Here is a 26,570-nt window from a genome sequence, read left to right as displayed (position 1 = left end):
GGGCGGGAGCGGTGGCCATGGCCGCCGCTCCCGCTTGCTGCCGATCGAGCAGCGTCAGGCCGTAGCGAGCGCCGCCGGCCGAACCCTTCGATAAAGTCCATAGACCGTGTTCGCTGCCAGGAAGAGCAGCGGCAGCAGCACGATATAGCGGTAGCGCGGCACCGGCTGGGTAATGATGTACGGCAGCACCGGCACCAGCGCGAAGGTGGCGAGGTAGAGCAGCCGTTCGCGCCATGCAAATAGCGCCGCCAACGCGCCGATAAGGCCCAGCGCCGCGACGCTCCACAGCAGTGCCTGGCGGACGATCACGTCCTTGCCGACGTGGCTGTTGTAGATGTTCCACTGCCAGCGCGGCGGGAAGTAATATTGCACCAGATGCTTGGCGCACAGCCGGACGAAGTCGGCGGGGTGATCATGGATCCACGCCTTGGCCTCGGCGCCCATGGCGTTCGCATAGGGGATTTCACCGCCCATCGCCTGCATCCGGTCAAACGCTGCCTGGCTCTCGAGCGGATGTACGGTGCGGAGCCGCTCGACGAACACTTCACGATCGTTGCCGCTCAGCGCCGCGGGGTGATTGCCGATCGCGAGTTCGAGCCCGAAATTGCCGCGCAACGGCAGGATGCGGTGGAAGACTTCGTAGTTGCGGATCGTCCAGGGCGTGAGCACCACCGCCAGCGCGACGGCGAGGAGGGCGACATGGCCGATCCAGCGCCGCGGGGAGACCGTGCGCAGCAGCAACAGTCCGATCACCGCATAGGCCGCCAGACCCAGCGCCGGGTTGATGAAGAAGATCAACGCGGCGGTCACCGCGATCGGCAGCATGCCACGATATCCCAGGGCGCGATCCCGATCGGCGCGAAGGCTGAGCAGCAATAGGATCGCGCCGAGCAGGCTGGCCACGCCGCCCTCCCATACCCGGAACGCGGTGGTTTCCAGCTCGGGCGTGACCGGCAGCAGCGCGAAGACCGCCAAAGCCCCCAGGCGCGGTGCGCGCGGCACCCCGGCGACGGCCGCCGCCTGGTAGAAGATCGCACCTGCGCCCAGCACGATGCTGATCGAGATCAGCGCGAGGATCCACTCGGATGCCGCGCTCTGGACACCGAACAACGTATAGATGCCGCCGGCGAGCCAGGGCAGCAGCGGATTGAGATGTGCGGTAAGGCCGCTGCCGCGCGCGAATACGTCTGCGATCGTGCCGTCGCGTGCGACGGAAACGGCGACATTGGCGGCTTCTCCCTGCGCGTGCGAGACACCGCGCACCGCGAGGATCGCGATCCGCTCGAGAAAGCCCAGCGCCAGAATGGCCGGTGCCAGCAGGGCGAAGCGGTGTTCCCGGTCCGACGGCAGCTTCACGATCTTTCCCCCTTGTGCGCGCCGGGTGCAAACGCCCCGGACGCGAATTGTCGTGAACTCAACGCCCGCGCTGCGGGCTGCCGCTACGCGCGCTACCCGCCTGGATCAGGATCGCCAGCGCGAACAGCGGGATCAGCCAGGCGACGCGGCCCTGGTAGCGATCGAATACCCCCGAGATCGCACCGCACACCGCGCCGTTCAGGAGTACTGCGAACACCACCAGCAGGGTAGCCTCGAACAACCGCGTGCGCCAGGCAGGCACCGCTTGGAAGCCGCCGGGGTTGCGGCGCAGCCGCGTCGCCAGGATCGCCAGCGCGACGCCGCCCAGCGCGTAGCATGCGAGCATCAGGCCGCTGATCAGCCGCAGCGGCATGGTGTGGTGGCCGATGCCGCTCTGCTGATATGCCTGGATGTCGGGGTGCAGCAGGGTCGTCAGCGCATCGCGCGGCATCAGCCCATATTCGGTGACGCCTACCGTGGCGATCTGCCGGAACACGCCGATAAGGCTCTTGCCAAGCTGCTCTAAGCCGTGGCTACGCAGCGTGCCCAGCACGATCGGCCATTGCTCGTCGCAGATCCTCGCCTTCTCGGCGGCGGGCAGCGTGGCGAAGCTGACCGCACTGCCGTCGCCGCTCCACAGAAAATCATTCTCGGTCATCGGCATCCGCGGCAGGAAGCGGCAGGTGGCGTAGTGAGTCTGCGGGCAGGTCTCGCGCAGATACTTCTCCGCGGTGCCGTCGCCGATCAGACGCGCCATCACGAAGGGGGGCGAGTAGACCGTCAGCCCTGCATGGCGTGCAGCGATCCCGAAGGCGACCTGGCCCAGGCCGCCGACGACGATCATCAGCACGATCAGGCCAAGGCTGGTCCAGCGCTGCCGACGGGTGATCAGGCCGAGCAGAAACAGCGCGCCGAGCATGCCCAGCGCGAGGAGCAGGTGCGATTTATGGAACAGGATCGCCGCCACGCCCAGCGCCAGCCAGCCGATCAGCTCGGCGCGGGTGAGGTTAGGGCGGTAGATCGCGATCATCGCGACCGCGAGGATCATCAGTCCGGCGAACACATCGGGCATGATCGTCGTCGCGAAGATGCCCGCGCCGCCGACCAGTCCGATTCCGGCGACGACGGCCCATCGCATGGTGCGCGGCGCATCGGGTGCCAGTCGCCGCAGTGCAGCATAAATCGCGACGACGCAGAGCAGCGCCTGCAGGATCGGCAGCGCCCACACGCCGGCAATCGCCCAGCTGAGCGCAAACGCGGCGCCGTAATAAACCGAGCGGGCATCCGACACGCCGTCCTCGGTGTCGATCCCCATCGTCGCTGCCGGCCCGGCCTTTGCGGGTACCGCGACCGGGCGGGTGGAGAGCGGGATATGGGCAGCGCTGGTCGCGGCCTTTCCGGCCTGAAAATAGCCGATCGAATCGGGATAGAGGATCGGGCTGCGGTTGATCGCAGCGGGGACCAGGAACAGCAGCAGCGCGACCAAGGCGAAGAGGACATCGGTTCGCTTCGATCGTGCAACCGTCATGGCGTACCCTGTTCCCCTATTGGCTTCGGCCGCGTTCCTCGCCGATCAGTCCGGTATTGCCGTGAAGCACCGGCGTTGCATCCAAATTTCCGTTCCGGGAGCATTTCGGCCACCCGGAACGGGAGTGGTTCAGGCGCGCGGTGCGGGCACGCCCAGATAGGCGAGGCGCCGGATTTCGCGACGGCCGCGTACCACCGTATCGAGGATGAGGCCGGTGAAGACGTTCAGCAGGCCGACGATCGACAGGCCAGTGACGAGCACCGCGGTCGGGAAGCGCGGCACCAGGCCGGTCTGCGCGTACGTGATCGCCAGCGGGATCGCCAGGATGATCGCGAGCAGCAGCGCGATGCCGCCCAGGATGCCGAAGAACAGCACCGGGCGTTCGATGCGGAACAGGTTCACGATCGTGCGCAAAATCCGCCAGCCGTCGCGATAGGTGGAGAGCTTCGACGTCGAACCCTCCGGCCGCGCGGCATAGTTGGTGACGATCTCGGACACCGGCATACGCAGTTCGAGCGCATGGATGCTGATCTCGGTCTCGATCTCGAAGCCGGCCGAAAGCACCGGGAAGCTCTTGACGAAGCGGCGCGAGAAGACGCGGTAGCCCGAGAGAATGTCGGTGAAGCTGCGGCCGAACAGTTGCGCAAGCATGCCGGTCAGCATCGCGTTGCCGAAGCGGTGGCCGCGGCGGTAGGCGAGCTCGATTTCCGACTTGCGTGCGCCGACGACCATGTCGAGCTGCTCGTCGATCAGGCGGTTGACCAACTCAGGGGCTGCATCGGCGTCATAGGTCAGGTCGCCGTCGGAGAGGACATAGACGTCCGCCTCGACATCGGCGAACATGCGGCGGACGACGTTGCCCTTGCCCTGCATGCGCTCCTGGCGGACGACGGCGCCGGCCTCGGCCGCGACTTCGCAAGTCCGGTCGCGGCTATTGTTGTCATATACATAGACGGTCGCTTCCGGAAGCGCGGCCTTGAAGGCTGCGACAGTCCTGCCGATCGCGACTTCTTCGTTGTAACAAGGAAGCAACACGGCGATTTTCAGCCCGGCGAAACGTCCGGCGCCCGTGGTGTCTTGCGGCGACATGAAGCTACCCCCGATATTTAGCATGCCAGAATCCAGATATTGTCGGGTTGGGTAGTGGATCGAGCTTCGTTGTGCAATGCCGAACAAACCGCTTCCGGGCACCGTTCGTCCCACCACAGAACTGCCGTAAAGCTGGCGGCGATGCCGCCGCCAAACGCCGTTGCCGCACTGCGGTTCCAATTGCCCGCTGGACCTGAACGCCGCGACGCGCGATAGGCACAGGCACGCATATTCCCATTACCTTGTGAAGAGCACATGGCGACCAAGACTGCATCGAGCTACCGAATCCAGGGCGAGACCGGCGAATGGGAGGTCGTGATCGGCCTCGAAGTCCATGCGCAGGTGACGTCGAACGCCAAGCTGTTCTCCGGCGCGGCGACGGCGTTCGGCGCGGACCCGAACAGCCAGGTGAGCCTGATCGACGCGGCGATGCCCGGCATGCTGCCCACGCCCAATCGCGAGTGCATCCGCCAGGCGGTGCGCACCGGCATGGCGATCGGTGCGGTGATCAACAAATGGTCGCGCTTCGATCGCAAGAACTATTTCTACGCCGATCTGCCGCAGGGCTATCAGATCAGCCAGCTGTTCCACCCGCTGGTGGGCGAGGGTGAAGTCACCATCAGCCTGGACGACAAGGATCCCGAAGCCGAGGTGAAGACGATCGGCGTCGAGCGCATCCATGTCGAGCAGGATGCCGGCAAGCTGATCCACGACCAGCATCCGAACCGCTCCTATGTCGATCTCAACCGCGCCGGCGTGGCGCTGATGGAGATCGTGTCGAAGCCGGACATGCGCTCCCCGGCCGAAGCCGGGGCGTATCTCTCCAAGCTGCGCGCGATCCTGCGCTATGTCGGCAGCTGCGACGGCAACATGGACCAGGGCTCGATGCGTGCCGACGTCAACGTCTCGGTGCGCAGGCCGGGCGAGCCGTTCGGCACGCGGACGGAGACCAAGAACGTCAACTCGGTCCGCTTCGTAATGCAGGCGATCGAGGTCGAGGCGCGCCGCCAGGTCGAGGTGCTGGAGAGCGGCGGCCGCATCGTCCAGGAAACCCGCCTGTTCGATCCGGACCGCGCCGAGACCCGCTCGATGCGCTCGAAGGAAGACGCGCATGATTACCGCTACTTCCCCGATCCCGACCTGCTGCCGCTCGAACTCGACGACAGCTTCCTCGAGGAGTGCCGGCAGAGCCTGCCCGAGCTGCCCGACGCCAAGCGCCGCCGCTATGAGGAATCGCTGGGCCTGACGCCGTACAACGCCGCGGTGCTGACCGCCGAGGCGGAGACGGCGCGCTGGTTCGAGGCGCTGCTCGCCGAGAGCGCACGAATCCAGAAGAAGGGCGAACAGGAAGTCGCGCGGTCCGCTGCCAACTGGCTGCTCTCGGACCTGTACGGGGCGCTCAACCGCCTCGGCAAGGGCATCGAGGAAAGCCCGGTGAGCCCCGAGGCGGGTGCCGAGCTGCTGTCGCTGATCGCGGACGGCACCATCTCCAACACGCTGGGCAAGCAGGTGTTCGAGATCATGCTGGAGACCGGCGACGCGCCCGGCAAGATCGTCGAAGAACGCGGGATGAAGCAGACCAGCGACACCGGCGCGATCGAGGCGGTGATCGCCGAGGTCCTGGCCAAGAACCCGAACCAGCTCGAGCAGTATCGCGGTGGCAAGGAAGCGCTGTTCGGCTTCTTCGTCGGCCAGACGATGAAGGCGATGGGCGGCAAGGCCAACCCGGCCGTCGTCAACGAGCTGCTCAAGAAGGCGCTGAGCTAAGGGAGGCGAGGGGATGCTGCGTAGACTGGTCGTCCTGGCCCTGGGGCTTGTTCCTCTCGGCCTGGCCCCGCTGGCCGCCTCGGCGCAGACCGCGCCGGCACCGGCAGCCCCGCCCGCCAATCCCAAGGTCGCGATCGAGACCAGCGCCGGGCCAATGGTGGTCGAAGTCTATCTCGACAAGGCGCCGGTCTCCGCGCGAAACTTCCTGCGCTATGTCGACGCCAAGCGGCTCGACGGGGTGGTGTTCTACCGCACCGTCAAGCCGGCGGAGAAGTTCGGCTTCGTCCAGTTCGGCATCCAGAACGCCCCGGCAAAGATGTTCCCGCCGATCAAGCACGAGCCGACCACCGAGACCGGTATCAAGCATCTCGACGGCACGCTGTCGCTGCCGCGGCTTGCGCCGGGCACGGCGCGCGGCGAGTTCACCATCATGATCGGCGACCAGCCCTCGTTCGATGCGGACCCGAGCAAGCCCGGCGACAATCTCGGCTACGCCGCTTTCGGGCGGGTGATCGAGGGCAAGGACGTGCTGCTCAAGATCCTCGATGCACCGATCTCGCCGACCAAGACGCTGGGCGGCAGCTTCAAGGGCGAGGTGCCCGAGGTGCCGGTGAAGATCGTCTCGGCCCGCCGCATCGCCGGCTGAGCCGCCTCAGAGCGGGTGCGGGTCCAGGTAGAGATAGCCCGGATCGAACTCGGCGAGTCGCTTGAGGCCGGGCAGGTCCTGGAAGGCCACAAGCCCGTTGCGGAACTCGACCAGCCCGCGCTCGCGCAAATCGCGCAGCACGCGGTTTACATGCACGGGGGTGAGCCCCAGGCATTCGGCGAGCTCGGCCTGGCTGATCGGGAACCGGTAGCGCTCCGCCTCGGCATGGCCGACCACGCCCAGCCGGACGTGCAGTTCGCAGAACAGGTGCGCAGCGCGCTGGATCGCCGAGCGGCGGCCGAGCGAGACTTCCCACTCGCGGTGGATCGCGGCGTCGACGTTGGTGGAGAACCACATCACCCGCGTGAGATGCGCTTGCGTCTCGGTGATCTCGCGCAGCCGCGCGTGGGAGGCGCGGGCGATCGTGCAGGGCGTGAGCGCGAGCAGCGCATGGTCCAGCCGCTTCAGCGTGAAGCCGTGCAGGTCGGCGAAGTCCCCCGGCACGTGCACATGGGTGATCTGCCGCGTGCCGTTCTTGAGGTCCTTGTAGCGGCCGATGAACCCGTCCAGCACCAGCGTCGAAAAGTTCAGCTCCTCGCCGGAGCGCACGATGGTGCGGCCGGCCGGATGCGTCACCGTGTCGACGATCGTGCCGCGCAGCGCCGCTTCTTCCGCAGCGCTGATCTCGTCGCGTAGCCGAAGTTTTCGCAGGTGGCATTCGATCATCGTGGGGGCTTCTCCAGCATGCAACAGCGGCGCCGCCTTCCGGCTGCGCCGCTGTCATGGCGGGGGTGGACGTCAGTCTTGGCCGAAGTCCTGGTTCTTCACGATCCCGTCGGCGCCGTTTTCGCCCCCGGTACCCAGCGGCACCGCCTTGGTCAGCGGCACGCCCTCCTTCGCCGCGGCATCGGCGGCGTCGGAGCGGGCTTCCACCGCCTGCTGGATGTCGGACCGGGGATCGTCATTATCGTTGGTGATGTTCGGCATGGAAGATTCTCCTGGTTCAGGCGACCGGCTGGCCGGGGGTGATGCCGGGATCGATGCTCGGCGTGGTCTCGGGCGCCGGCACGTCGATGTCGGGGCCCGGCGGCTCGATCTCCGGCGGCGGCCCGTCGGGCTGGCCGGGATTGGGCGCAGGCGCTTCGGGCGGCGGCGTGGTAGGCTGGATGGGGGGCTCTACCGGCATGGGACATCTCCTGTTCGTTTCAGCCCCAACGCCTTGCGGCACCCAATCGTTGCTTCGTACTTGCCCCGAACCCCATGACTGCTATAGAGCCCGCCGACCGGCGGTGTCCCCTGCGGGCGTGGCGGAACTGGTAGACGCGCTGGATTTAGGTTCCAGTATCGAAAGATGTGGGGGTTCGACTCCCTTCGCCCGCACCAGTCCTCGCGGCTGATGTGTGGTACACCGCAATTCCGATTCTTTTAGAAAGCGTGAGAATGCAGACTGTCGAGACGTTGAACGAGGGCCTGAAGCGCGCCTTCACGCTGAAGATCACCGCCCAGGACATCGACTCGAAGGTCGATGCCGAGGTCAAGCGGGTCGCTCCGCAGATTCGCATGCCCGGCTTCCGCCCCGGCAAGGTGCCGATCAACCTGGTCCGCAAGATGCACGGCGAGGCGCTGACCCAGGACGCGCTCAACAGCTCGATCCAGGAAGGCATCCAGAAGCTGATCGCCGATCACAAGCTGCGCCCGGCGATGCAGCCGTCGGTGAGCCTCGAGGGCGAATATGCCGTCGGCGGCGACGCGGAAGTGAAGGTCGAGCTGGAAGTGCTCCCGGACGTTCCGACGCCGTCGATCGAAGGCCTGAAGCTCGAGCGCCTGACCGTGCCGGTGCAGGAAGACGAGGTGCAGGAGCAGCTCAAGCAGCTCGCCGACCAGCAGAAGCGCTGGGACGATGCGGCCGAGGGCCATGCGGCGACCAAGGGTGACCAGGTCGTGATGGACTTCGCCGGCAAGGTCGACGGCGTCGCCTTCGAGGGCGGCACCGGCGAGGGCATGGCCGTCGAGCTCGGCTCGGGCCGCCTGATCCCGGGCTTCGAGGAGCAGCTCGAAGGCGTGAAGGTCGGCGACGAGAAGCAGCTCAACGTCACCTTCCCGGAAGATTACGGCGCCAAGGATCTGGCCGGCAAGGGCGCGACCTTCGACGTCAAGATCACCGCGGTGCAGACCGCCGGCGAGACCGTGATCGACGACGCGATGGCGAAGGCGTTCGGCCTCCAGGACCTGGAGCAGCTGACCGGCCTGCTGAAGGGCCAGATCGAGCAGCAGCTCAACGGCCTGACCCGCACCCACATGAAGCGCAAGCTGCTCGACCAGCTCGCCGCCGGCCACGACTTCCCGGTCCCGCCGTCGATGGTGGAAGCCGAGTTCGACCAGATCTGGCACCAGCTCGTTCATGAGACCGAGCATGAGGAAGATCCGGCCGCGGCCCTCGCCGAGCTGGAAGGCGAGCGCGACGAATATCGTGCCATCGCCGAGCGCCGCGTGCGCCTGGGCCTGCTGCTCAGCGAGATCGGTACCGCCAATGGCGTCGAAGTCACCGCGCAGGAAATGAACCGCCTGATCGCACAGGCCGCGCAGCAGTACGGCCCGCAGGATCGCCAGCGCTTCATCCAGTATGTCCAGCAGGAGCCGATGGCGGCTGCCCAGCTGCGCGCGCCGCTGTTCGAGGACAAGGTCGTCGACTTCCTGTTCGACAAGGCCGAGATCACCGATCGGGAAGTGACCAAGGAAGAGCTGGAAGCCGCGATCGAGAGCGAAGACGGCTTCTCGTCGGGCACCCACGTCCATGATCACGACAACCACAAGCCGAAGAAGAAGGCCGCCAAGAAGGCCGACGCTTCGGACGAGGCCGGTGAAGAGAAGCCCGCCAAGAAGCCGGCTGCCAAGAAGGCCAAGGCGGAGGAAGCTCCGGCCGCCGAGGGCGACGCCGAGCCGGTGAAGAAGCCGGCCGCCAAGAAGGCAGCCAAGGCCGAAGGCGAGGGCGAGGAAGCCGCGCCGAAGCCGAAAAAGGCAGCGGCCAAGAAGAAGGCCGACGCTGAGTGATTTGAGAAGGGCCGGAACGAAAGTTCCGGCCCTTTTTGTTTCTACCCCAAATCCTCCCCTGTAAGGGGAGGTGGCGCGCGCAGCGCGACGGAGGGGTGTCGACGCGGGTGTGTCGGACGCCCATCCAGCCGGGACACCCCTCCACCACCGCCTTCGGCGGCGGTCCCCCTCCCCCTCCGGGGGAGGATCTTATGGCTCAGCGCAGCGCGACGACCAGGGTGGTGACCGCCTTGGGCTCTGCCAGCGCTTCCGCCGACACCGCCGCCGCATCGCGGCTAGCATCGGTGACGATCCGCTCCACCACGCGCGCTCCCGGCACGCCGATGGTCAGCCGCCGCGGCACCACGCCGCCATTGACATGCACCAGCACCAGCCGCTTGCCGTCCGGCGACACCGCGCCGACCGTGTCGGCATCATCTACCGGCACCAGCCGATAGCCCGGCCGGATGTAGCGGCTGAACTGCGCCATCGCCCAGTATTTGCGCGTGACGTGGATCGGATGCTCGGCACTCGCCGGCGTGTACGCCATCTTGACGATGCCCCAGTTGCTGCCGCCCGCGGTGCCGTCGCCCTTGTCGCTGCTCTGCCGCTCCACCGCCTGCCAGAACACCCAGGCGACCGGCTCCAGCCGCTTGAGATCCTGGGCGACATGCTCGGCAAAGGCGAGTGGGCTCGCCATACCGTCGAAGCTTTCGGGGTCCTTGTCGAGCGGGGTATCGTTCTCGCTCATCCACAGCCGGATGCCGTGCGCGCGGGCGATGTCGCGCACCGCGGTCTGGTGGACGGTGCCATAGCTGTGGACGTTGAGCTGGCCGATCCGCGCGCGCGTCGCCGCCGGATAGCCCTCCCAGTCGCGCACGAAGAGATGCGAGTTGGTTTCGTCCGGCGCGGCAATCACCGTCTTGAGGCCGTGCGCCTTGAGCGCGCGGTCGGACGCATCGATCATCATCGCCTGGCGGGCGGGGCTCCAGTGGGCGCCTTCCTGGGTGTTCTTGGCGAACCAATAGTCGGTGTTCGGCTCGTTGACGGGCGACAGCGTGCGGAAGCTGATGCCGTGCGCCCGTTGCAGCCTGTCCACCACGATCGCGAGATATTCGGCGAAGCGCGCCTCCTGGCCGGGGCGGAGATTGTCGTCGGTGCCCTTCTCGGCGCCGGAGACCTTGCCGCTGACGGTCATGAACCAGGGCGGCGAGTTGGAGAAGGCCTCGAAGATCGGCGCCTTCACCCGGCGCTTGATCGCATCCAGCCACCAGCGCTGGTTGGCGTCGGCAGACCAGTCCCACATCGCCGGATCAGCCGGGTTCCACCAGTCGGTGCCGGTCGCGCCCGCTGGGCGGCGCCAGAAGCCGGGGACATCGGCGCCGGGGCGGAGATAGGGCGCCGTCTCGGGCGCGTCGCCGCCGCCGATATTGTAGCGCGCGATCGTCCAGCCGAGCCCCTGGGGCCCATAGAACAGGTCGGCGAGCTTCTCGCGCACCGGATCGGGATAGCCGCCGGTGACGTGGGCGAACCAGGCGAGCGCCGTGCCCCAGCCCTCGAAGGGCTGGCCGGGCCGCTGGAGATCGGGCCGCAGCGTCAGCGTGACCGCTGGCTCGGCAGCGGGGGGCGGCGCGCTTGTCTGGGCGAGCGCGGCGGGCGAGGCTGCCAGCAGCAGCGACAGGGCAAGCGTGCGGATCATGCGGGGAGCACTCGGTAGAGGACGGAACCATGGGGCGGCAGCGTGCGGACAAAGCTCAGCGGGCCGAGGCCTTCGTCCTTGCCCTCCCACAGGTTGCGGACCCGGACCCTGCCCGACAGGCCGAGCAGCCGCAGGTCGAACGCCGCCTCGCCCGGCTTGTCGCCGGTGTTGAACAGCGCGACATAGTGGCCGCCTGTGGCCGCGCGGGCGGTCCAGACGCGGCGATCGTCGGCGACGAACCAGGGGCGGTTGTCGCTGCTCGCCTGATTGACCGCCAGCACCTCGCGGTTGGTGAGCAGCGCGCGGGTGGGGGCATCGAGGTGGCGCAGGTCGCCGCCCATGATCAGCGGCGAGCGGGCGATTGACCAGAGCGTCATCAGCGTGCGCTGCTCGTCGGGGGTGAACTTGGTGTCGCGCTGGCCGAGCGCGAGGCGGCCGAGCGGCAGCATGTCGGCATCGGGCCAGGCGCCGGGGCGGGTATGCGGGCTCCAATTCTCCAGCCGAGTGAACTGCGCCTCCAGCATCTTCCAGTCGTCCCAGAAGTCGTCGGAGATGCGCCACATCTGCGCGTGGGCGGCGACATGGGCGGCGCGCGGCACCGGGGTCTCGCCCGGCGAGAGGCTCAGCAGGATCGGCCGGCCGGTCGCCCGGATCGCCTTTGCCGCCGCCTCGATCTCGGGGGCATGCGCATCATAGGGGCGGCTCATGTCGTCCATCTTGACGAAGTCGACGCCCCAGGACGCGAGCAGCGCGAAGACGCTGTCATAATAGGCCTGCGCACCGGGCTTGCGCATGTCGACGCCGTACATGTCCGGGTTCCACGGGCAGATGCTCGCGGTGTCGGCGATGTCGGCGGCCCGAATGCCGTTGGTGCCGAGCACCGGCAGGTTGCGCTCCACCGCCAGCCGGGGAATGCCGCGCATCAGGTGGACGCCGAACTTCATGCCGAGCGCATGGACCTTCGCTGCGATCGGCGCGAAGCCCTTGCCGCTCGCGGCCGAGGGGAAGCGGTTGGGGGCGGGGAGCAACCGCCCGTGGCCGTCCAGCGTCGGCACCGGCTTGGCGTTGTAGGTGTAGCTGCTCGCCTCGGGCTCGTACCACTGGATGTCGATGGTGAAGACGTCATAGCCGAAGGGCAGCAGCTCGCGCGCCTGGATCGCGGCGGTCTCCAGCGCCTGCGCCTCGGTGATCGTCGTGGCGAAGCTGTTCCAGCTGTTCCAGCCCATCGGCGGCGTCGGGGCGAGCAGCGGTGCCTTGGCCGCGGCAGTCGCGTGCGGGGCTGCGGCGAGGCCGCCGACCAGCGCCGCGCCCTTGAGCAGGCCGCGCCGGCCGATCTCCCCCGTGCGTGCGATCGTGTGAGGCATCGGCGTCTCCCTGTTGTTTTGTCTGACTATAAATGAGCCGGAGATGACGTCAACGCCGGGAACTCACGCCTTGAGCGAAGATTCGGTGTCCTCCTGCGCCTGGAGAATCAGCGTGACCGTGGCGGCGCGCGCGGCCGCCGGATCGCCGTCCGTGATCGCCGCGAACAGGTCGCGGTGGAGCGGGATCGAATCGCGCAGCTGCTTGGCCTTGCGGTGCTTGAACAGCGTCGTTGCGCGCACCGCCGCGCCGATGCTGCCCGACAGGCTGATCAGCAGATCATTGGCGGTCGCCTCCAGGATGATGTTGTGAAACTGCTGGTCCGCCGCCTGCCCTTCGGGGCTCGACAGCCCGGCTTCCTCCATCACCTCCAGCGCATGGCCCAGGCGGCCGACATGCCGGCTCGAACGCAACCGCGCCGCCAGTTCGGCGGCGGCGGGCTCGACGATCATACGGAGTTGAAACAGACTTTCGACGAACGCCATCGGCGGTTCGCCCTCGAACATCCAGGCCAGCAGGTCGGGATCGAGCAGGTTCCAGTCCGCCCGCGCCCGCACCCGCGTGCCCGCCTTGGGCCGGCTTTCGATCAATCCCTTCGCCGCGAGCATGCGCAGTGCCTCGCGCACGACGCTGCGCGACACGCCCCGTGATTCGGCGAGATCGAGTTCGCCCGGAAGAATGGCGCCCGGCAGATAGTGGCCGGTTGCGATCGCGATGCCGATCTCGCGTGCAATCGATTGATGCGCAGGGTTGCGCTTTCGTTGTTCCATCAATGGTTTGGCCCCGTGTTGTGCCGCGATTTTGAAGGCAGTTCCGACGCTGCGCCAGCCCCAATCACACCGCACGAAAAGCACTTGTCTTACAAATACGACAGGATATGTTGTCCGACAACTGGCCACCACCGCGCGAAAGATGCGGCATCTCGGGCCAGCCGATTTGGGGAGGTTTGTCATGAGAATGCATCATCGTACTTCGTTGCTCGGCGTATCAGCGCTCGCGCTGGCGATGGCCGGCGGGGTCGCGCCGGCCTATGCGCAGCAGGACGGCGCACCGGCTGGCGGCAGCGGAGACGATATCGTCGTCACCGGCGTGCGCGAGAGCCTGCGCTCGGCGGCGGCACTGAAGCGCAACGCCGATCAGATCGTCGATTCCGTCCAGGCGCAGGACATCGGCAAGCTGCCCGACGCCAACACGACCGAGGCGCTCCAGCGCATAACCGGCGTGCAGATCCAGCGCCGCTACGGCGAAGGCGCGACGGACTTCGACCATCGCACCCAGCCGGCGATCACCGTGCGCGGCCTCACCCAGGTGCAGAATTTCCTCGACGGCCGCGCGGTCTATTCCGCGTCGGGCGGGCGTGCGTTCGACCTCGAAGGCGTGCCGCCCGAACTGCTCTCGGGCATCGACGTCTACAAGAACGCCCCGGCCAACATCATCGAGGGTGGCGTCGGCGGTGCGGTGAACCTGCGCACCCGCAAGCCGTTTGATTCGGCCGGCCAGGTGATCAGCGCGACCATCCGCGGCAATTACTATGACCGCGTCGACAAGCCCGGCTATGCCGTGTCGGGCCTGTACAGCAACCGCTTCCAGGCGGGCGAGGGCGAGATCGGCGTGCTGATCAACGCGGTCTATTCGAAGAGCCGCTACCGCCAGGATGGCCTGCTGATTGGCCCGTTCGACACCGTGGCGCCGGGCTCGATCGCGGGCGCGCCGGCCAATGCGCAAATCCCCTATGGTCCCGAAATCTATGACGATAGCGGCGATCGCAAGCGCCTCGGCGTCGCCGGCGCGATCCAGTGGAAGCCGAGCGATGCGCTGCTGATCACCGCGCAGGCGCAGGTCACCAAATATTGGTTCAACCGTACCGGGGCCTATTATTACGATCTGAGCAACCGCTCGAACGTCCGCGACAGCAACGGCAACGTCACCAGCTATGGCACTGCGCCGGCGCCGGGGGCTGCCTTCACCTTCAACAGCGAAGGCTATGCGACCAGCGGCACGCTGTCGCCGATCGCGTTCGAGACCGGCCGCTATGATCAGCAGTTGTGGAGCGCGAGCAAGAACTTCACGCTCAACGCGGCGTGGAAGCCGACCGACCGGCTCAAGGTCAATCTGGATGCGCAGTATCTGACGTCCTATTACAACGCCGATCGCAACGGCCACGTGCTGTCGCTCTACACCCAGTCCGGCCAGACCTCGCTGACCACGCCGCACCCGCTGACCGTCGATTTCGACCTGCGCGGCAAATACCCGCGGTGGGACGTGAAGGAGCAGGGCGTCCTCAACAACCCGGCCAACTACACCACGCCCTATATCGCTGACTCGCTCCAGCGGAACGACGCCGACACCTGGGCCTTTGCCGGCGACATCGAATATGACGTCGATGGCGGCCTGCTGAAGAAGCTGCGTGCCGGTGCCCGCTATGCCGACAACAGTATCGATCTGCGCGGCACCTGGCATGCCGCCTGCATCACCGCGCTGGGCGCCGATCCGAACTGCGGCGCGCCGGCGGGCACCCCGCTGGTGCCGCTCAGCAAGAACCCGCAGCTTTCGATGCCCGGCCCGTCCAAGAACTGGTTCGACGGCAACAGCGTAAAGGGCGGGATCCTCTATCCGGCCTTCCCGGCGGGTGACGGCGTATGGGCGCAGACCAAGGCGCTGTATGCCCTGCTCGGTGCGCAGACGCAGGACAGCTTCAAGCCCGGCGACCTCAACAGCCAGACCGAAAAGACCTATACCGGCTGGGCGATCGCCGATTACGGCTTCGAACTGGGCGGCATCGCCTTCGACGGCGGCGTCGGCGTGCGGGTGGTAAAGACCAAGACGACCTCGATCGGCACCCAGTTCAACAATGACGGCACCTCGGCGCCGATCAGCGTGAGCAAGGAATATACCAAGGCGCTGCCGAGCTTTAACCTCCGCGCCAAGCTGACCGATACGTTTCAGATGCGCTTCGCCTATTCGAAGGGCCTGGCGCGGCCGAATTTCGACCAGCTTTCGACCAACCTGACGCTCAACAACCCGAACCAGATCAACCCGGTCACCGGCCACCCCAGCGCCAGCTCGGGTAACCCGCTGCTCAACCCGATCCGTTCGGACAATTTCGACGTGACGGCAGAGTGGTACTTCGGGCCTACCAGCTCGCTCACCGGCGGACTTTTCTACAAGAAGGTCAACGGCTTCCTGGCGGGCGGTATCGTTACCGGCGTGTATAACGGCGTGACCTACGACATCAACACGCAGGTCAATTCAGGCAACGGCACGGTGAAGGGGGCGGAGATCGGCTACAACCAGTTCTTCGACTTCCTGCCGGGGCCGCTGAGCGGGCTCGGCCTGCAGGCCAACTACACCTATGTCGACTCGAGTGTGTCCAACCCCTTCGCCGTGGCGGGGTCGAACGCGCCGACGCAGTTGCCGCTCGAGAAGCTGTCCAAGCACAGCTACAATATCGTCGGCCTGTACGAGAAGGGCCCGGTCACCGCGCGCGTGGCGTGGAGCTGGCGGTCGAGCTATCTCGACCAGACCCAGGGCAGTGGTGCCAACGGCATCCCGCAATATGCCGCGCCCTATGCCTCGCTCGATGCCTCGGTCAGCGTGAACCTGACCAAGCAGGTCGCCATCTCGGCGGACGTGGTGAACCTCAACAACCGGATGAACCGGATCTACATCGGCACGCCGGCCGCGCCGCTGCGCTACGAACTCAACGACCGGCGCTTCGGCCTGTCGTTGCGCGCGACCTATTGACCCTGTCGGCCGGGGCAGGCGACTGCTCCGGCCCTCTTCTATTGGAGCATGGCGCAGGGTGACGGCTTTCCACCTTTCGAGTTTTAGCGAGCGGCGTGCGGCATGAGCGCGCCGCTTTCGCATATCGCGATCATCGGCGGCGGCACCGCAGGCTGGATGGCGGCGGCGGCGCTGGGCCGGGTGCTGGATACCCGCGCCATCGCCATCACGCTGGTCGAATCCGAGGCGATCGGAACGGTCGGGGTGGGCGAGGCGACGATCCCGCCGATCCAGGCGTTCAACGCGCTGCTCGGCATCGAGGAGGCCGAGTTCCTGCGTGCGACCAAGGGCACGGCCAAGCTCGGCATCGAGTTCGTCGACTGGCGCGCGAAGGGCACGCGCTACTTCCATCCCTTCGGCATCCACGGCATCGATTTCGGCGCGATCCCGTTCGAAGCCCTGTGGCAGCGCGCGCGGCTGGCGGGCGAAGCGGCGCCACTCGAGACCTATTCGATCTGTGCAGAAGCGGCGCGGCTCGGCCGGTTCCAGCGCCCGGCGACCAGCGGCAACAACCCGCTGACGCATCTCGGCTATGCCTACCATTTCGACGCGGCGCTCTATGCCGGCTTTCTGCGCGGCAAGGCCGAGCAATGGGGTGTCCGGCGGCAGGAAGGCCGGATCGTCAGCGTCGAGCGGGGCGAGGACGGCGCGATCGCCGGCGTGGCGCTGGAGGACGGCACCCGCATCGCCGCCGACTTCTACATCGACTGTTCGGGTTTCCGCTCGCTGCTGCTCGGCGAGACGCTGGGCGTGCCGTTCGAGGATTGGGCGCAGTGGCTGCCCAACGACCGCGCCGTCGCGGTTCCCTGCACGCTGGGGCTGGAGGGGCGCTCGCCCTTCACCCGCTCCACCGCGCGGGGGGCAGGGTGGCAGTGGCGGATCCCGCTCCAGCACCGCGTCGGCAACGGGCTGGTCTATGCGAGCGCACATTGCTCGGATGCCGAGGCCGAAGCGCAACTGCTCGGCAGCCTTGAAGGCACGCCGCTCGCCGAGCCCCGGCTGCTGCGCTTCCAGGCGGGGCGCCGCGCGCGCTTCTGGGAGAAGAACTGCGTCGCGCTGGGCCTCGCCAGCGGCTTCCTCGAACCGCTGGAGTCGACCAGCATCCATCTCGTCCAGGCGGGCATCGCGCGGCTGCTGGAGATGCTGCCGGTCGGCGGCGGCACCCCCGCCGACATCCGCCGCTACAACCGGCTGATGGCGACCGAGTTCGAGACGATCCGCGACTTCCTGATCCTCCACTTCCACGCCACCGCCCGCGACGACACCGACTATTGGCGCTGCCTGCGCACCATGGAACTGCCCGACACGCTGGCCGATCGCATCGCGATCTACCGGGCCAGCGGCCGGCTTTATCGCGAGGCGGACGAGCTGTTCTCCAAGACCAGCTGGCTGGCGGTGCTGCACGGCCAGGGGGTCGACCCCAGCAGCTACGACCCGATCGCGGACGGCATGCCGCGTGACGAGGCGGCGGCGCGGCTGGTGAGGATCGCCGAAGTGACGGGGCTGGCGGCCTCGCGCATGCGGACGCACGAGGCGTTCCTGCACGAGAGCGGGACGCTGCAACGATAAATTACACGAAAATTACTCCGAGAAATTTGACCGAAACAATCAGCCTTTGCAGTATGCCCCAACGGGCGGGAGGAATCAGCGTGAACAAGTACGGGTTGCTGGCGGCGGTGGGCAGTGTCGCGCTCGCCTCCGGCATGGGGATGGCGCAGGACGGGCCGAAGATCGGCGACGCGCCGCAGGTCCAGCCGGTGCAGGTCGATCCGCGCCGCCCCGATTGGGAAAACCCGGCGGTGTTCGCGCGCGGCAAGATGCCGGCCAGCGCCACGCAATTCCCGTACGAGAGCCGCGCCGCCGCGCTGGCGGGCGATCCCGCCAAGTCGAGCCGCTACCTGCTGCTCGACGGCCAATGGTCGTTCCACTTCTCGCCGTCGTCCGACGCGGTGCCGAACGGCTTCGAGAAGCCCGACTATGACGTCGCCAAGTGGAAGCGCATCAAGGTCCCGGCCGACTGGCAGACCGAAGGCTATGACCAGGCGCGCTACAACAACATCACCTATCCCTTCCCGGCCAACCGCCCGCTGATCCCGCACGCGACCAACCCGGTCGGCTCCTATCGTCGGGACGTGCAACTGCCGGCGAACTGGTCGGGGCAGGACGTGATCCTGCATATCGGCGCGGCGGGTTCGGCCTATCGCGTGTGGGTGAATGGTGTGGAAGCCGGCTATTCGGAGGATTCCAAGCTCCCCTCCGAGTTCGACGTGACCAGGCTGGTCCATGCCGGGCGCAACACCATCGCGATCCAGATCCATCGCTGGTCGGACGGCAGCTATCTGGAGGACCAGGATTTCTGGCGCGTCTCGGGTATCGAGCGCTCGGTCTATCTGGCGGCGGCGCCCAAGGCGCGCGTGGCCGACCTGTTCGTCCATGCCGGGCTCGACGCGGCGTACAAGGACGGCAAGCTTGCGACCGAGCTGACGCTCACCGATCGCACCGCGCCGCTCACCGCGCGGATGACGCTGCTCGATAGCGACAAGCAGGTGCTGGTGCGGGAGACCGCGGTTGCCGCAGGCCCCGCGCAGAAGCTGACGCTCGCCGCCGACGTGCCGGGCGTGCGCCCCTGGACCGCCGAGACGCCCAATCTTTACACGCTGCTCGTCGAGCTGGTCGATGCCGAGGGCAAGGTCGTGCAGGCCACCCCGCAGCGCATCGGTTTCCGCACCGTCGAGATCAGGAACGGGCTGGTCAGCGTCAACGGCAAGCCGATCACGATCCGCGGCGTCAACCGCCACGAGCATGATCCGGAGACCTTCCACGTCGTCAGCCGTGCGTCGATGGAGCACGACATCCAGCTGATGAAGCGGGCGAACATCAACGCGATCCGCACCTCGCACTATCCCAACGACCCGTATCTGTACGAGCTCGCCGATCGCTACGGCCTCTATGTGATGGACGAAGCGAATATCGAGAGCCATGCATACATGGATTACGCCAACAAGCATGGCGAACTCCGCTCGCAGCTCCAGATTGGCTTCGATCCGGCGTGGAAGGACGCGCATGTCTCCCGCGTCGTCAACATGGTCCAGCGCGACAAGAACCATCCCTCGGTGATCTTCTGGTCGCTGGGCAACGAAGCGGGCATCGGCCCGAACTTCGAGGCTGCGGCCGCGGCGGCCAAGGCGCTCGATCCGGGCCGGCTGGTTTCGTACCTTGGCTGGGGGACCTGGGACGGGATCCAGGACCACCGGCCCAACTATTACGCCGACATCTACGCGCCGATGTACGATCCGGCGGTGAAGCTGGAGGATTACGCCACCAACTGGAACTTCAAGCAGCCGGTGATCCAGTGCGAATACGCCCATATGATGGGCAATTCGGGCGGCAACCTGAAGGAATATTGGGACACCATCTACGCCCACCCGAACAAGCTGCAGGGCGGCTTTGCCTGGGACTGGGTAGACCAGTCGATGTATCGCTACACCAAGGACGGGCGACGCTATTGGGGTGACGGCGGCGAGTACGGCCCCAACCCCGGCGGCGACATCGAGTTCGGCGACGGCCTGCTCCAGTCCGATCGCACGCCCAACCCGCAGCTCTATGAGCTCCGCAAGGTCTATGCGCCGATCCAGTTCGACGGCTTCGATGCCGCCGGCGGCACGGTGACGGTGCGCAATCGCCACGATTTCCGCGACCTGTCCGGCTTCACCTTCGACTGGGAAGTGCAGGAGAACGGCGTTGCGGTAGCGAACGGCACGCTGGCGACCCCGGACGTGGCGGCGCACGGCGCAGGCACGATCGCGCTGCCGCTGGCGGGCCTGACGCGCAAGCCCGGTGCCGAGTATTTCGTCACGATCCGCGCGCGCGCCAAGACCGATGCGGTGCCGCTGGTGCCGGGCGGCACGGTGATCGGCTGGGAGCAGTTCGCGCTCGATCCGGCCTATCGTATGGCCGAGGTTGCTGCACCCAAGGGCAAGGTGACGACGCAGGACGGGCAGGCGGCGATCACGCTCTCGGCGGGCGGCGCGACGCTGGTGGTGAACCGCGCGACCGGTCTGGTCGATCGCTATGCCGCCAGGGGCAAGACGCTGCTCAGCGGCGGCGCCCCGCATTTCTGGCGCGCGGTGACCGACAATGACATCGGCATCGGCACCGACAAGCAGCTCGCCGCCTGGAAGGGGATGAGCGAGACGCGCACCGTCTCCGCGGTGCAGGTGCAGGATCTGGGCGAGGACGGTGCCGAAGTGCGCGTCGCCTACGCCATGGGCGCCGGCGCGGTGCGCTTCACCAGCGTCTACCGCATGGCGGGCGACGGATCGGTCGCGGTCGACGGCAAGTTCGAGCCGGTCTCGGGCCAGCTGCCGCCGCCGTTCCGCATCGGGCTGGCCTTCACCACGCCGGGCAGCCTCAAGACGGTCGAATGGTATGGCCGGGGCCCGCACGAAAGCTATGTCGACCGCAAGACCTCGGCCCCGATCGGGCTGTGGCGCGGCGCGATCGCCGAGCAGAACCATGATTACATTCGCCCGCAAGAGACCGGCAACAAGGTCGATGTGCGCTGGATGGAGCTGATCGGCGGCGGCGCGGGCCTGCGGGTGCAGGGCGACACGCCGCTGATGATGAACGCGCTCGCCTTCCCCTATGCCGATCTCGACCGGCACGAACCCGGCACCTGGAAGAGCACCGACGTGGTGCCGAAGGCCCAGGGCACGCTGCTGATCGACGCCGCGCAATGGGGTGTCGGCGGTGACACACAGTGGAGCGAGTTCGGCAAGCCGCTCCCGAAATACCGCACCCAGTTGGTGCCAACGACCCTGCGCTTCCGCCTTACGCCCTTCATGGGCGGAGGCACTACACCAGCAAAGGCGCGCCCCGCGCGTGCAACGGAGAGAGAATGATGCGGACCCTTATCAGTGCGATTGCGCTCATCGCGGCGCTGCCCGCCCTGGCCCAGACCGGCGGCGAAACCGTGACGGTGCATGGCAACAAGCCAGGCGCGAAATATGACAAGCGCCTGTTCGGCCAGTTCGCCGAGCATCTGGGCACCGGCATCTATGGCGGCCTTTATGTCGGCGCCGACAGCAAGATCCCCAACGTGAAGGGCTTCCGCCGCGACGTGATCGACGCGCTCAAGGCGATCAAGGTGCCGGTCATTCGCTGGCCGGGCGGTTGCTTCGCCGACGAATATCACTGGCGGGAAGGCATCGGGCCGAAGGCCAAGCGTCCGGTCAAGGTCAACACCAACTGGGGCGGCGTGACCGAGGACAATGCCGTCGGCACCAATGAGTTCATGGACTTCACCGAGGTGGTGGGCGCCGAGCCCTATGTCTCGGGCAATGTCGGCACCGCGGCCCCCAGTGAGATGGCCGAGTGGGTCGAGTACATGACCTCGCCGACCCAATCGACCATCGCCAACCAGCGCCGGGCGAATGGTCGCGACAAGCCGTGGAAGCTGACGATGTTCGGCATCGGCAACGAGCTGTGGGGCTGCGGCGGCGACATGCATCCCGAATATGCCGCCGACGAGACCCGCCGCTACGCCACCTTCCTCAAGGTGCCCGCGGGCGAGCGGCTGATGAAGATCGCCAGCGGCGCCAACTCGGCCGATTACAACTGGACCGAGGTGATGATGCGCAAGGCCGGCGACAAGATCGACGGCATCGGCGTGCATTACTACACGGTGCCCGGACCCTGGGAGAAGAAGGGCGCCGCCACCGGCTTCGACGAGGAAAGCTGGGCACGCACGCTCTCCAAGACGCTCAAGATGGAAGAGCTGCTGACCGAGCACGGCAAGATCATGGACAAGTACGACCCCAAGAAGCGGGTCGCGCTCCTCGTCGACGAATGGGGCACCTGGTACGATGTCGAGCCGGGCACCAACCCCGGCTTCCTCTACCAGCAGAACAGCCTGCGCGACGCGATGGTCGCCGCGCTCAACTTCAACATCTTCGCGGCCCATGCCGACCGCGTGCGCGGCGCCAACATCGCGCAGATGGTCAATGTGCTCCAAGCGATGCTGCTGACCGACGGCGCCAGGATGGTGAAGACGCCGACCTATTGGGCGTTCGACCTGTACAAGGATTACATGGACGCCACCGTGCTGCCGGTCGACGTGACGTCGCGCTGGTACAACAAAGACCAGTGGACGATGCGTGCGGTGAGCGCCAGCGCGGTGCGGGGTACCGACGGCGTGGTCCATGTCGGCCTGGTCAATGTCGATCCCAACCAGCCGGCGAGCGTGAGCGTCAAGCTGGACGGCGTGACCGGCACGCAGGTGTCCGGGCATATCCTCACCGGCGCGGCGATGGACGCGCATAACGACTTCAAGGCGCCCGACGTCGTGAAGCCGGCCGCGTTCACCGGCGCGACGCTTTCGGGCGGCACCCTGACGGTGCAGGTGCCGGCCAAGGCGATCGTGATGCTCGACATCAAGTGAGCAAGGCGATCCTTCTGATGGTGGCGGCGGGCTTGCTCGCCGCCGCCGACGCGCCCGCGCCGCGCTGGGATGCGGCCGGCGACGGCAACCCGCTGCTCCCCGGCTATTTCGCCGATCCGTCGATCGTCCGGGACGGCGGCAAATGGTACCTCTACGCCACCATCGACCCCTGGGGCGACGACCGGCTGGCGATGTGGACCTCCGCCAACGGCCGGGACTGGAGCTTCTCCACGCCGGCCTGGCCGACCAAGGCGGCGGCGACCAGCCCGACCTCGGGGGATTCCAAGGTCTGGGCGCCTTCTGTCGTGAAGGCGAAGAACGGGCGCTGGTACATGTATGTCTCGGTCGGCTCCGAGGTGTGGGTGGGCAGCGCGCCGTCGCCTGCCGGGCCCTGGGCCGACGCGAACGGCGGCAAGCCGCTGATCGCCAAGGACTTCGCGCCCGCCTATCACATGATCGACGCCGAGGCGTTCGTCGACGACGACGGCACGGCCTATCTCTACTGGGGCTCCGGGCTCAACTGGACCAACGGCCACTGCTTCGTCGTCAAGCTCAAGCCGGACATGGTGAGCTTCGACGGCGAGCCCAAGGACGTCACCCCCGCCAACTATTTCGAGGGCCCGTTCCTGGTGAAGGCCGGGCGGCACTATGTCCTCATCTATAGCGACGGCAAGACGACCGAAGACACGTACAAGGTGCGCTACGCGATCGGCGACACGCCCTTCGGCCCGTTCCGCGAGGGGCCGGACAGCCCGATCCTCTCCACCGACAAGGCGCGGCAGGTGTTCAGCCCCGGTCATCACGCGATCTTCCGCGTCGGCCAGCAGCCCTATATCCTCTACCACCGCCATTCGCTGCCCTGGCCGCGCGCCGGGGACGATGCGACGCTCCGCCAGATCGCGGTCGATCCGCTGACGATCCGCGAGGACGGCACCATCGCGAAGGTGACGCCGAGCCATGGCAGCGCGGTTGCGGGGTTCGCGCCCCGTCGCACGCGGGGGGTGCCGGTCACGTTGAAGGGCGCGTCGACGGATGCGGTGCACGGTGCGGATCGGGCTGGGGACGATAATTACGCGACGCTGTGGCGCCCGGCGCCCGGTGCTGCGCTGGTCGCCGATCTCGGCAAGATGCGCCCGTTGCGCGAGGCGCAGCTGCGCATGGAGTATACGAACCGCGCCTACGACCTAGCGATCGAAGCGTCGGCCGATGGCACGCATTGGCGGTCCGTCGCGTCCATGCCCGGCGCCAGCGGCTCGCCGATCGTGCTGCCGCTGAACGTCTCCGCCCGGTATCTTCGCCTGCGCGTGCCGGCCGGTGCGGGCGTCTGGGAGTGGCAGCTCTACTGATCGGCGGCATCGATCAGGGGCGAAACAAAAAATGTTGCGGCGCCCTGCGCTCCCATGCGTTAGGCGGACGGACAAGCTTTCCAATCCCAAGAGGAGCAAGACATGGCCTTCGAACTTCCCGAACTGCCGTACGCCAAGGACGCGCTCGCGCCGCACATGTCGGCCGAGACCTTCGACTTCCACCATGGCAAGCACCACAAGGCCTATGTCGACAATTGCAACAAGCTGGTTGCCGACATTCCCGAGCTGGCAGGGGCGAAGCTCACCGACGTGATCGCCTATGCCAAGGACAAGGGCATCAAGGGCCTGTTCAACAACAGCTCGCAGATCTGGAACCACAGCTTCTTCTGGCAGTGCCTGACGCCGGACTATGCGGCGCCCACCGGCAAGCTGGCCGAGATGATCACCCGCGACTTCGGCAGCCACGAGGCGCTGCTCGAGAAGCTGAAGGCGGAATCGGTCGGTCACTTCGCCAGCGGCTGGGGCTGGCTGGTGCTGGACGGCGATACGCTGAAGGTCACCTCGTTCCATGACGGCGATTCGCCCGTCGCGCACGGCGTGAAGCCGCTGTTCACGATCGACGTGTGGGAACACGCCTATTACATCGACTATCGCAACGCGCGTCCGTCGTTCGTCGACACCATCCTGACCAAGCTGGTGAACTGGGAATTCGTCGCCCAGAACCTCGACGGCGAAGGCGCGAGCCGCGCCGACCAGCAGGGCTGATGCCTTGTCGATCCTCCCGTCCGGTAGCCGGGCGGGAGGGTCAACTTTCCCCGTACAAGTCGCGCTGGGCCTTCTCCAGCTTCTCTGCATAGCGCCGCCGCGCATGGCTCTCGGTGATGAGCCCCAGCACCTGCCCGTCGCTCGAAAGTATCGCCAGATCGTCCGCCACGCTCGCGTCGAAGGCTTCCAGCACTTCCGCGATCGTCATGTCGGGTGACAATGCGCTGTCCACGAATTTCGCCATGCTGCCGACGCGCTCTGCCTGATCGGCGGACGGGCTCCACACTGCGGCGGTCTCGGCGATCCCGGCATAGTGCTGCCTGGCGTCGAGCAGCACGACCCGCTTGGTCGAGCCCAGCGGGAAACGCGCGCGGAAGGTTGCGATGTCGGTATCCGCCGCGATGGTCGCCACATCGCGGCGCATCATCCGCGCGGCGGTGAGGGCACGGACCCAGCCCACATCCCGGCCGCTGCGCAGCGTCTCGCCGCGGAGGTGCAGCCGCCAGGTCGAGAAGCTGTAGCCGAACATCTCGCGCACGATGGTGCTGGCGATCAGCGTCGCGGCGATGGTGACGCCGGTGATGCTGAAGTCGTGGGTCACCTCAAGCACTAGCAGCGACATCGTCATCGGCCCGCCGACCACGGCCACCGCCAGCGCCGCCATGCCGACCACCGCGGCATCGTCGGGCGCGAGCTGGTGGAGCCCGGGGATCTCGGCTAGCGTCAGCTGGTAGAAGCGCCCGATCAGCGCGCCGAGGAACAGCGAGGCGAAGAACAGCCCGCCGCGAAAGCCGAAACCCAGCGACACCGCGGAGCTGAGCAGCTTAAGCAGGATCACCACGCCCAGCGAGGCGAGGGTCGCGGTGGCGGCGAGGTTGATGTCCAGTGCGCCGTGCCCGCTCGACAACACCTGCGGCGAGAGCAGGGCGAGCGGGATCATCAGCATGCCGCCGATCAGCGGTGCCCAGGCTGGCCGGATCGGGCTGCGGCGCACGCCCGCCTCGACCAGCGCCACTAGCCGCATCAGTGTGATGCCGAAGCCGGCGCAGAGCACGCCGAGCAGGGCATAGAGGAGATAGTCGGCGGTGCCGATCGCATGCGCCCCGCCCGCGCTGATCACATAGGGGTGGATGCCCAGCGTGCGGGCGATGGTCGCGGCGGTCAGCGAGGCGAGCACCACCGGGGCGACGATCGCGGGCGTGTAGGCGCCCAGCACGATCTCGAAGGCGTAGAAGGCGCCGGTGAGCGGTGCGCCGAACGCCGCGCCCAGGCCCGCGCCGGCCCCGGCGGCCATCAGCGTCCGCAGGTCCGCCCGGCGCAGCTTGAGCCGCTGGCCGAGCAGCGAGGCAAGCCCGCCGCCCGCCTGCGCATAGGCGGCCTCCAGCCCCACCGAGGCGCCGAAGCCGTTGGACAGCAACGTCTGGCCCACCACGGTAGCCGTATCGCGTGCGGGGATGCGGCCGCCGTGCAACGCATTTGCCTCGACCACGTCGACCGTCTTGCGGCGGCGGAGCAGCCAGAGCGTGCAGCCTAACAGCGCGCCGCCCACCGGCAGGGCCAGCAGCCGCAGCGGCGCCACATGGCTAGCCGCGCTGAGATGCTCGCCGACCGCGAGCCCGAACAGCACGCGCTGCATCCCGCGCGCGCTCTGGCCGATCGCGATGGCAGCCAGGCTCGCCGCGGCGCCGACACCGATCGCCAGCAGCAGGAACAGCAGCGTGTTCGATCGGATCTGCCGTCGCAGTCCGTTGGCCGCGCGCACCGCGTGGAAGGTGGCCGGGTGGCGCGGCAGGCCCATG

General features: G+C 67.2%; 19 protein-coding genes and 1 tRNA gene. 10 read left to right on the top strand and 10 right to left on the bottom strand.

What is annotated here, in order from left to right; genetic code table 11:
- Positions 1–54 precede the first annotated feature (54 nt).
- The 3 genes from ABIC65_RS04670 to ABIC65_RS04660 form a co-directional block, all read right to left on the bottom strand.
- The gene (locus tag ABIC65_RS04670; protein WP_354307141.1) at positions 55–1,356 is read right to left on the bottom strand and encodes a hypothetical protein; all 1,302 of its coding nucleotides are present in this window, start codon (positions 1,354–1,356) and stop codon (positions 55–57) included.
- A gap of 58 nt (positions 1,357–1,414) precedes the next feature.
- Positions 1,415–2,884 carry a hypothetical protein gene (locus ABIC65_RS04665; protein ID WP_354307140.1) on the bottom strand — a complete coding sequence of 490 codons (1,470 nt, stop codon included), beginning with the start codon at positions 2,882–2,884 and terminating at the stop codon, positions 1,415–1,417.
- Between the two features lie 129 nt (positions 2,885–3,013).
- Positions 3,014–3,973 (bottom strand): glycosyltransferase family 2 protein, encoded by a 960-nt coding sequence (locus ABIC65_RS04660; RefSeq protein WP_354307139.1) that lies wholly within the window; start codon positions 3,971–3,973, stop codon positions 3,014–3,016.
- Positions 3,974–4,228: 255 nt separating this feature from the next.
- On the opposite strand from ABIC65_RS04660, the gene gatB reads away from it, so the two are divergent.
- Both gatB and ABIC65_RS04650 read left to right on the top strand, forming a co-directional pair.
- The gene (gene gatB / locus ABIC65_RS04655) at positions 4,229–5,740 is read left to right on the top strand and encodes an Asp-tRNA(Asn)/Glu-tRNA(Gln) amidotransferase subunit GatB (protein ID WP_354307138.1); all 1,512 of its coding nucleotides are present in this window, start codon (positions 4,229–4,231) and stop codon (positions 5,738–5,740) included.
- Between the two features lie 13 nt (positions 5,741–5,753).
- The gene (locus ABIC65_RS04650) at positions 5,754–6,386 is read left to right on the top strand and encodes a peptidylprolyl isomerase (RefSeq protein WP_354307136.1); all 633 of its coding nucleotides are present in this window, start codon (positions 5,754–5,756) and stop codon (positions 6,384–6,386) included.
- Between the two features lie 6 nt (positions 6,387–6,392).
- Here ABIC65_RS04650 and ABIC65_RS04645 read toward each other — a convergent pair whose 3' ends face one another.
- From ABIC65_RS04645 to ABIC65_RS04635, 3 genes are all read right to left on the bottom strand, one after another.
- Positions 6,393–7,112 carry a Crp/Fnr family transcriptional regulator gene (locus tag ABIC65_RS04645; protein ID WP_354307134.1) on the bottom strand — a complete coding sequence of 240 codons (720 nt, stop codon included), beginning with the start codon at positions 7,110–7,112 and terminating at the stop codon, positions 6,393–6,395.
- Between the two features lie 72 nt (positions 7,113–7,184).
- Positions 7,185–7,373, bottom strand: a complete 189-nt coding sequence (locus ABIC65_RS04640) for a hypothetical protein (RefSeq protein WP_354307132.1) — start codon at positions 7,371–7,373, stop codon at positions 7,185–7,187.
- 16 nt (positions 7,374–7,389) lie between these two features.
- On the bottom strand, positions 7,390–7,572 hold the full coding sequence (locus tag ABIC65_RS04635) for a hypothetical protein (RefSeq protein ID WP_354307130.1): 183 nt from the start codon (positions 7,570–7,572) through the stop codon (positions 7,390–7,392).
- Positions 7,573–7,684: 112 nt separating this feature from the next.
- Here ABIC65_RS04635 and ABIC65_RS04630 point away from each other — a divergent pair.
- Together ABIC65_RS04630 and tig are read left to right on the top strand one after the other, a co-directional pair.
- A tRNA-Leu gene (locus tag ABIC65_RS04630) sits at positions 7,685–7,769 on the top strand.
- 57 nt (positions 7,770–7,826) lie between these two features.
- Complete coding sequence (gene tig, locus ABIC65_RS04625) at positions 7,827–9,437, top strand: trigger factor (RefSeq protein ID WP_354307128.1); 1,611 nt, start codon at positions 7,827–7,829, stop codon at positions 9,435–9,437.
- Positions 9,438–9,633: 196 nt separating this feature from the next.
- Here tig and ABIC65_RS04620 read toward each other — a convergent pair whose 3' ends face one another.
- The 3 genes from ABIC65_RS04620 to ABIC65_RS04610 form a co-directional block, all read right to left on the bottom strand.
- Positions 9,634–11,115, bottom strand: coding sequence for a glycoside hydrolase (locus tag ABIC65_RS04620; protein ID WP_354307126.1), 1,482 nt, complete (start codon positions 11,113–11,115; stop codon positions 9,634–9,636).
- Positions 11,112–12,479 carry a glycoside hydrolase family 27 protein gene (locus ABIC65_RS04615; RefSeq protein WP_354307124.1) on the bottom strand — a complete coding sequence of 456 codons (1,368 nt, stop codon included), beginning with the start codon at positions 12,477–12,479 and terminating at the stop codon, positions 11,112–11,114. Before ABIC65_RS04615 ends, ABIC65_RS04620 begins: the two co-directional genes overlap by 4 nt.
- Before the next feature lie 63 nt (positions 12,480–12,542).
- The gene (locus ABIC65_RS04610) at positions 12,543–13,250 is read right to left on the bottom strand and encodes a FadR/GntR family transcriptional regulator (protein WP_436286699.1); all 708 of its coding nucleotides are present in this window, start codon (positions 13,248–13,250) and stop codon (positions 12,543–12,545) included.
- Positions 13,251–13,434: 184 nt separating this feature from the next.
- On the opposite strand from ABIC65_RS04610, the gene ABIC65_RS04605 reads away from it, so the two are divergent.
- From ABIC65_RS04605 to ABIC65_RS04580, 6 genes are all read left to right on the top strand, one after another.
- Positions 13,435–16,221 (top strand): TonB-dependent receptor, encoded by a 2,787-nt coding sequence (locus ABIC65_RS04605; RefSeq protein ID WP_354307121.1) that lies wholly within the window; start codon positions 13,435–13,437, stop codon positions 16,219–16,221.
- Positions 16,222–16,323: 102 nt separating this feature from the next.
- Entirely contained in the window at positions 16,324–17,829 is a 1,506-nt protein-coding gene (locus ABIC65_RS04600) for a tryptophan halogenase family protein (protein ID WP_354307119.1), read from the top strand.
- Positions 17,830–17,909: 80 nt separating this feature from the next.
- Complete coding sequence (locus ABIC65_RS04595) at positions 17,910–21,161, top strand: glycoside hydrolase family 2 TIM barrel-domain containing protein (protein WP_354307117.1); 3,252 nt, start codon at positions 17,910–17,912, stop codon at positions 21,159–21,161.
- Positions 21,161–22,699: an alpha-N-arabinofuranosidase gene (locus ABIC65_RS04590; RefSeq protein WP_354307782.1), complete on the top strand. Its 1,539-nt coding sequence runs from the start codon at positions 21,161–21,163 to the stop codon at positions 22,697–22,699. The genes ABIC65_RS04595 and ABIC65_RS04590 overlap by 1 nt, the downstream gene beginning before the upstream one ends.
- Complete coding sequence (locus tag ABIC65_RS04585) at positions 22,696–24,045, top strand: family 43 glycosylhydrolase (protein ID WP_354307115.1); 1,350 nt, start codon at positions 22,696–22,698, stop codon at positions 24,043–24,045. The genes ABIC65_RS04590 and ABIC65_RS04585 overlap by 4 nt, the downstream gene beginning before the upstream one ends.
- Positions 24,046–24,147: 102 nt before the next feature.
- The gene (locus tag ABIC65_RS04580; protein ID WP_354307113.1) at positions 24,148–24,771 is read left to right on the top strand and encodes a superoxide dismutase; all 624 of its coding nucleotides are present in this window, start codon (positions 24,148–24,150) and stop codon (positions 24,769–24,771) included.
- 40 nt (positions 24,772–24,811) lie between these two features.
- Here ABIC65_RS04580 and ABIC65_RS04575 read toward each other — a convergent pair whose 3' ends face one another.
- Complete coding sequence (locus tag ABIC65_RS04575; RefSeq protein ID WP_354307111.1) at positions 24,812–26,569, bottom strand: chloride channel protein; 1,758 nt, start codon at positions 26,567–26,569, stop codon at positions 24,812–24,814.
- Between the last annotated feature and the right edge of the window lies 1 nt (position 26,570).

Source organism: Sphingomonas trueperi (assembly GCF_040545665.1).
GTDB classification, from domain to species: domain Bacteria; phylum Pseudomonadota; class Alphaproteobacteria; order Sphingomonadales; family Sphingomonadaceae; genus Sphingomonas; species Sphingomonas trueperi_B.
The sequence above is the reverse complement of the archived record's forward strand: the minus strand, read 5'-3'. Positions and strand labels throughout refer to the sequence as shown.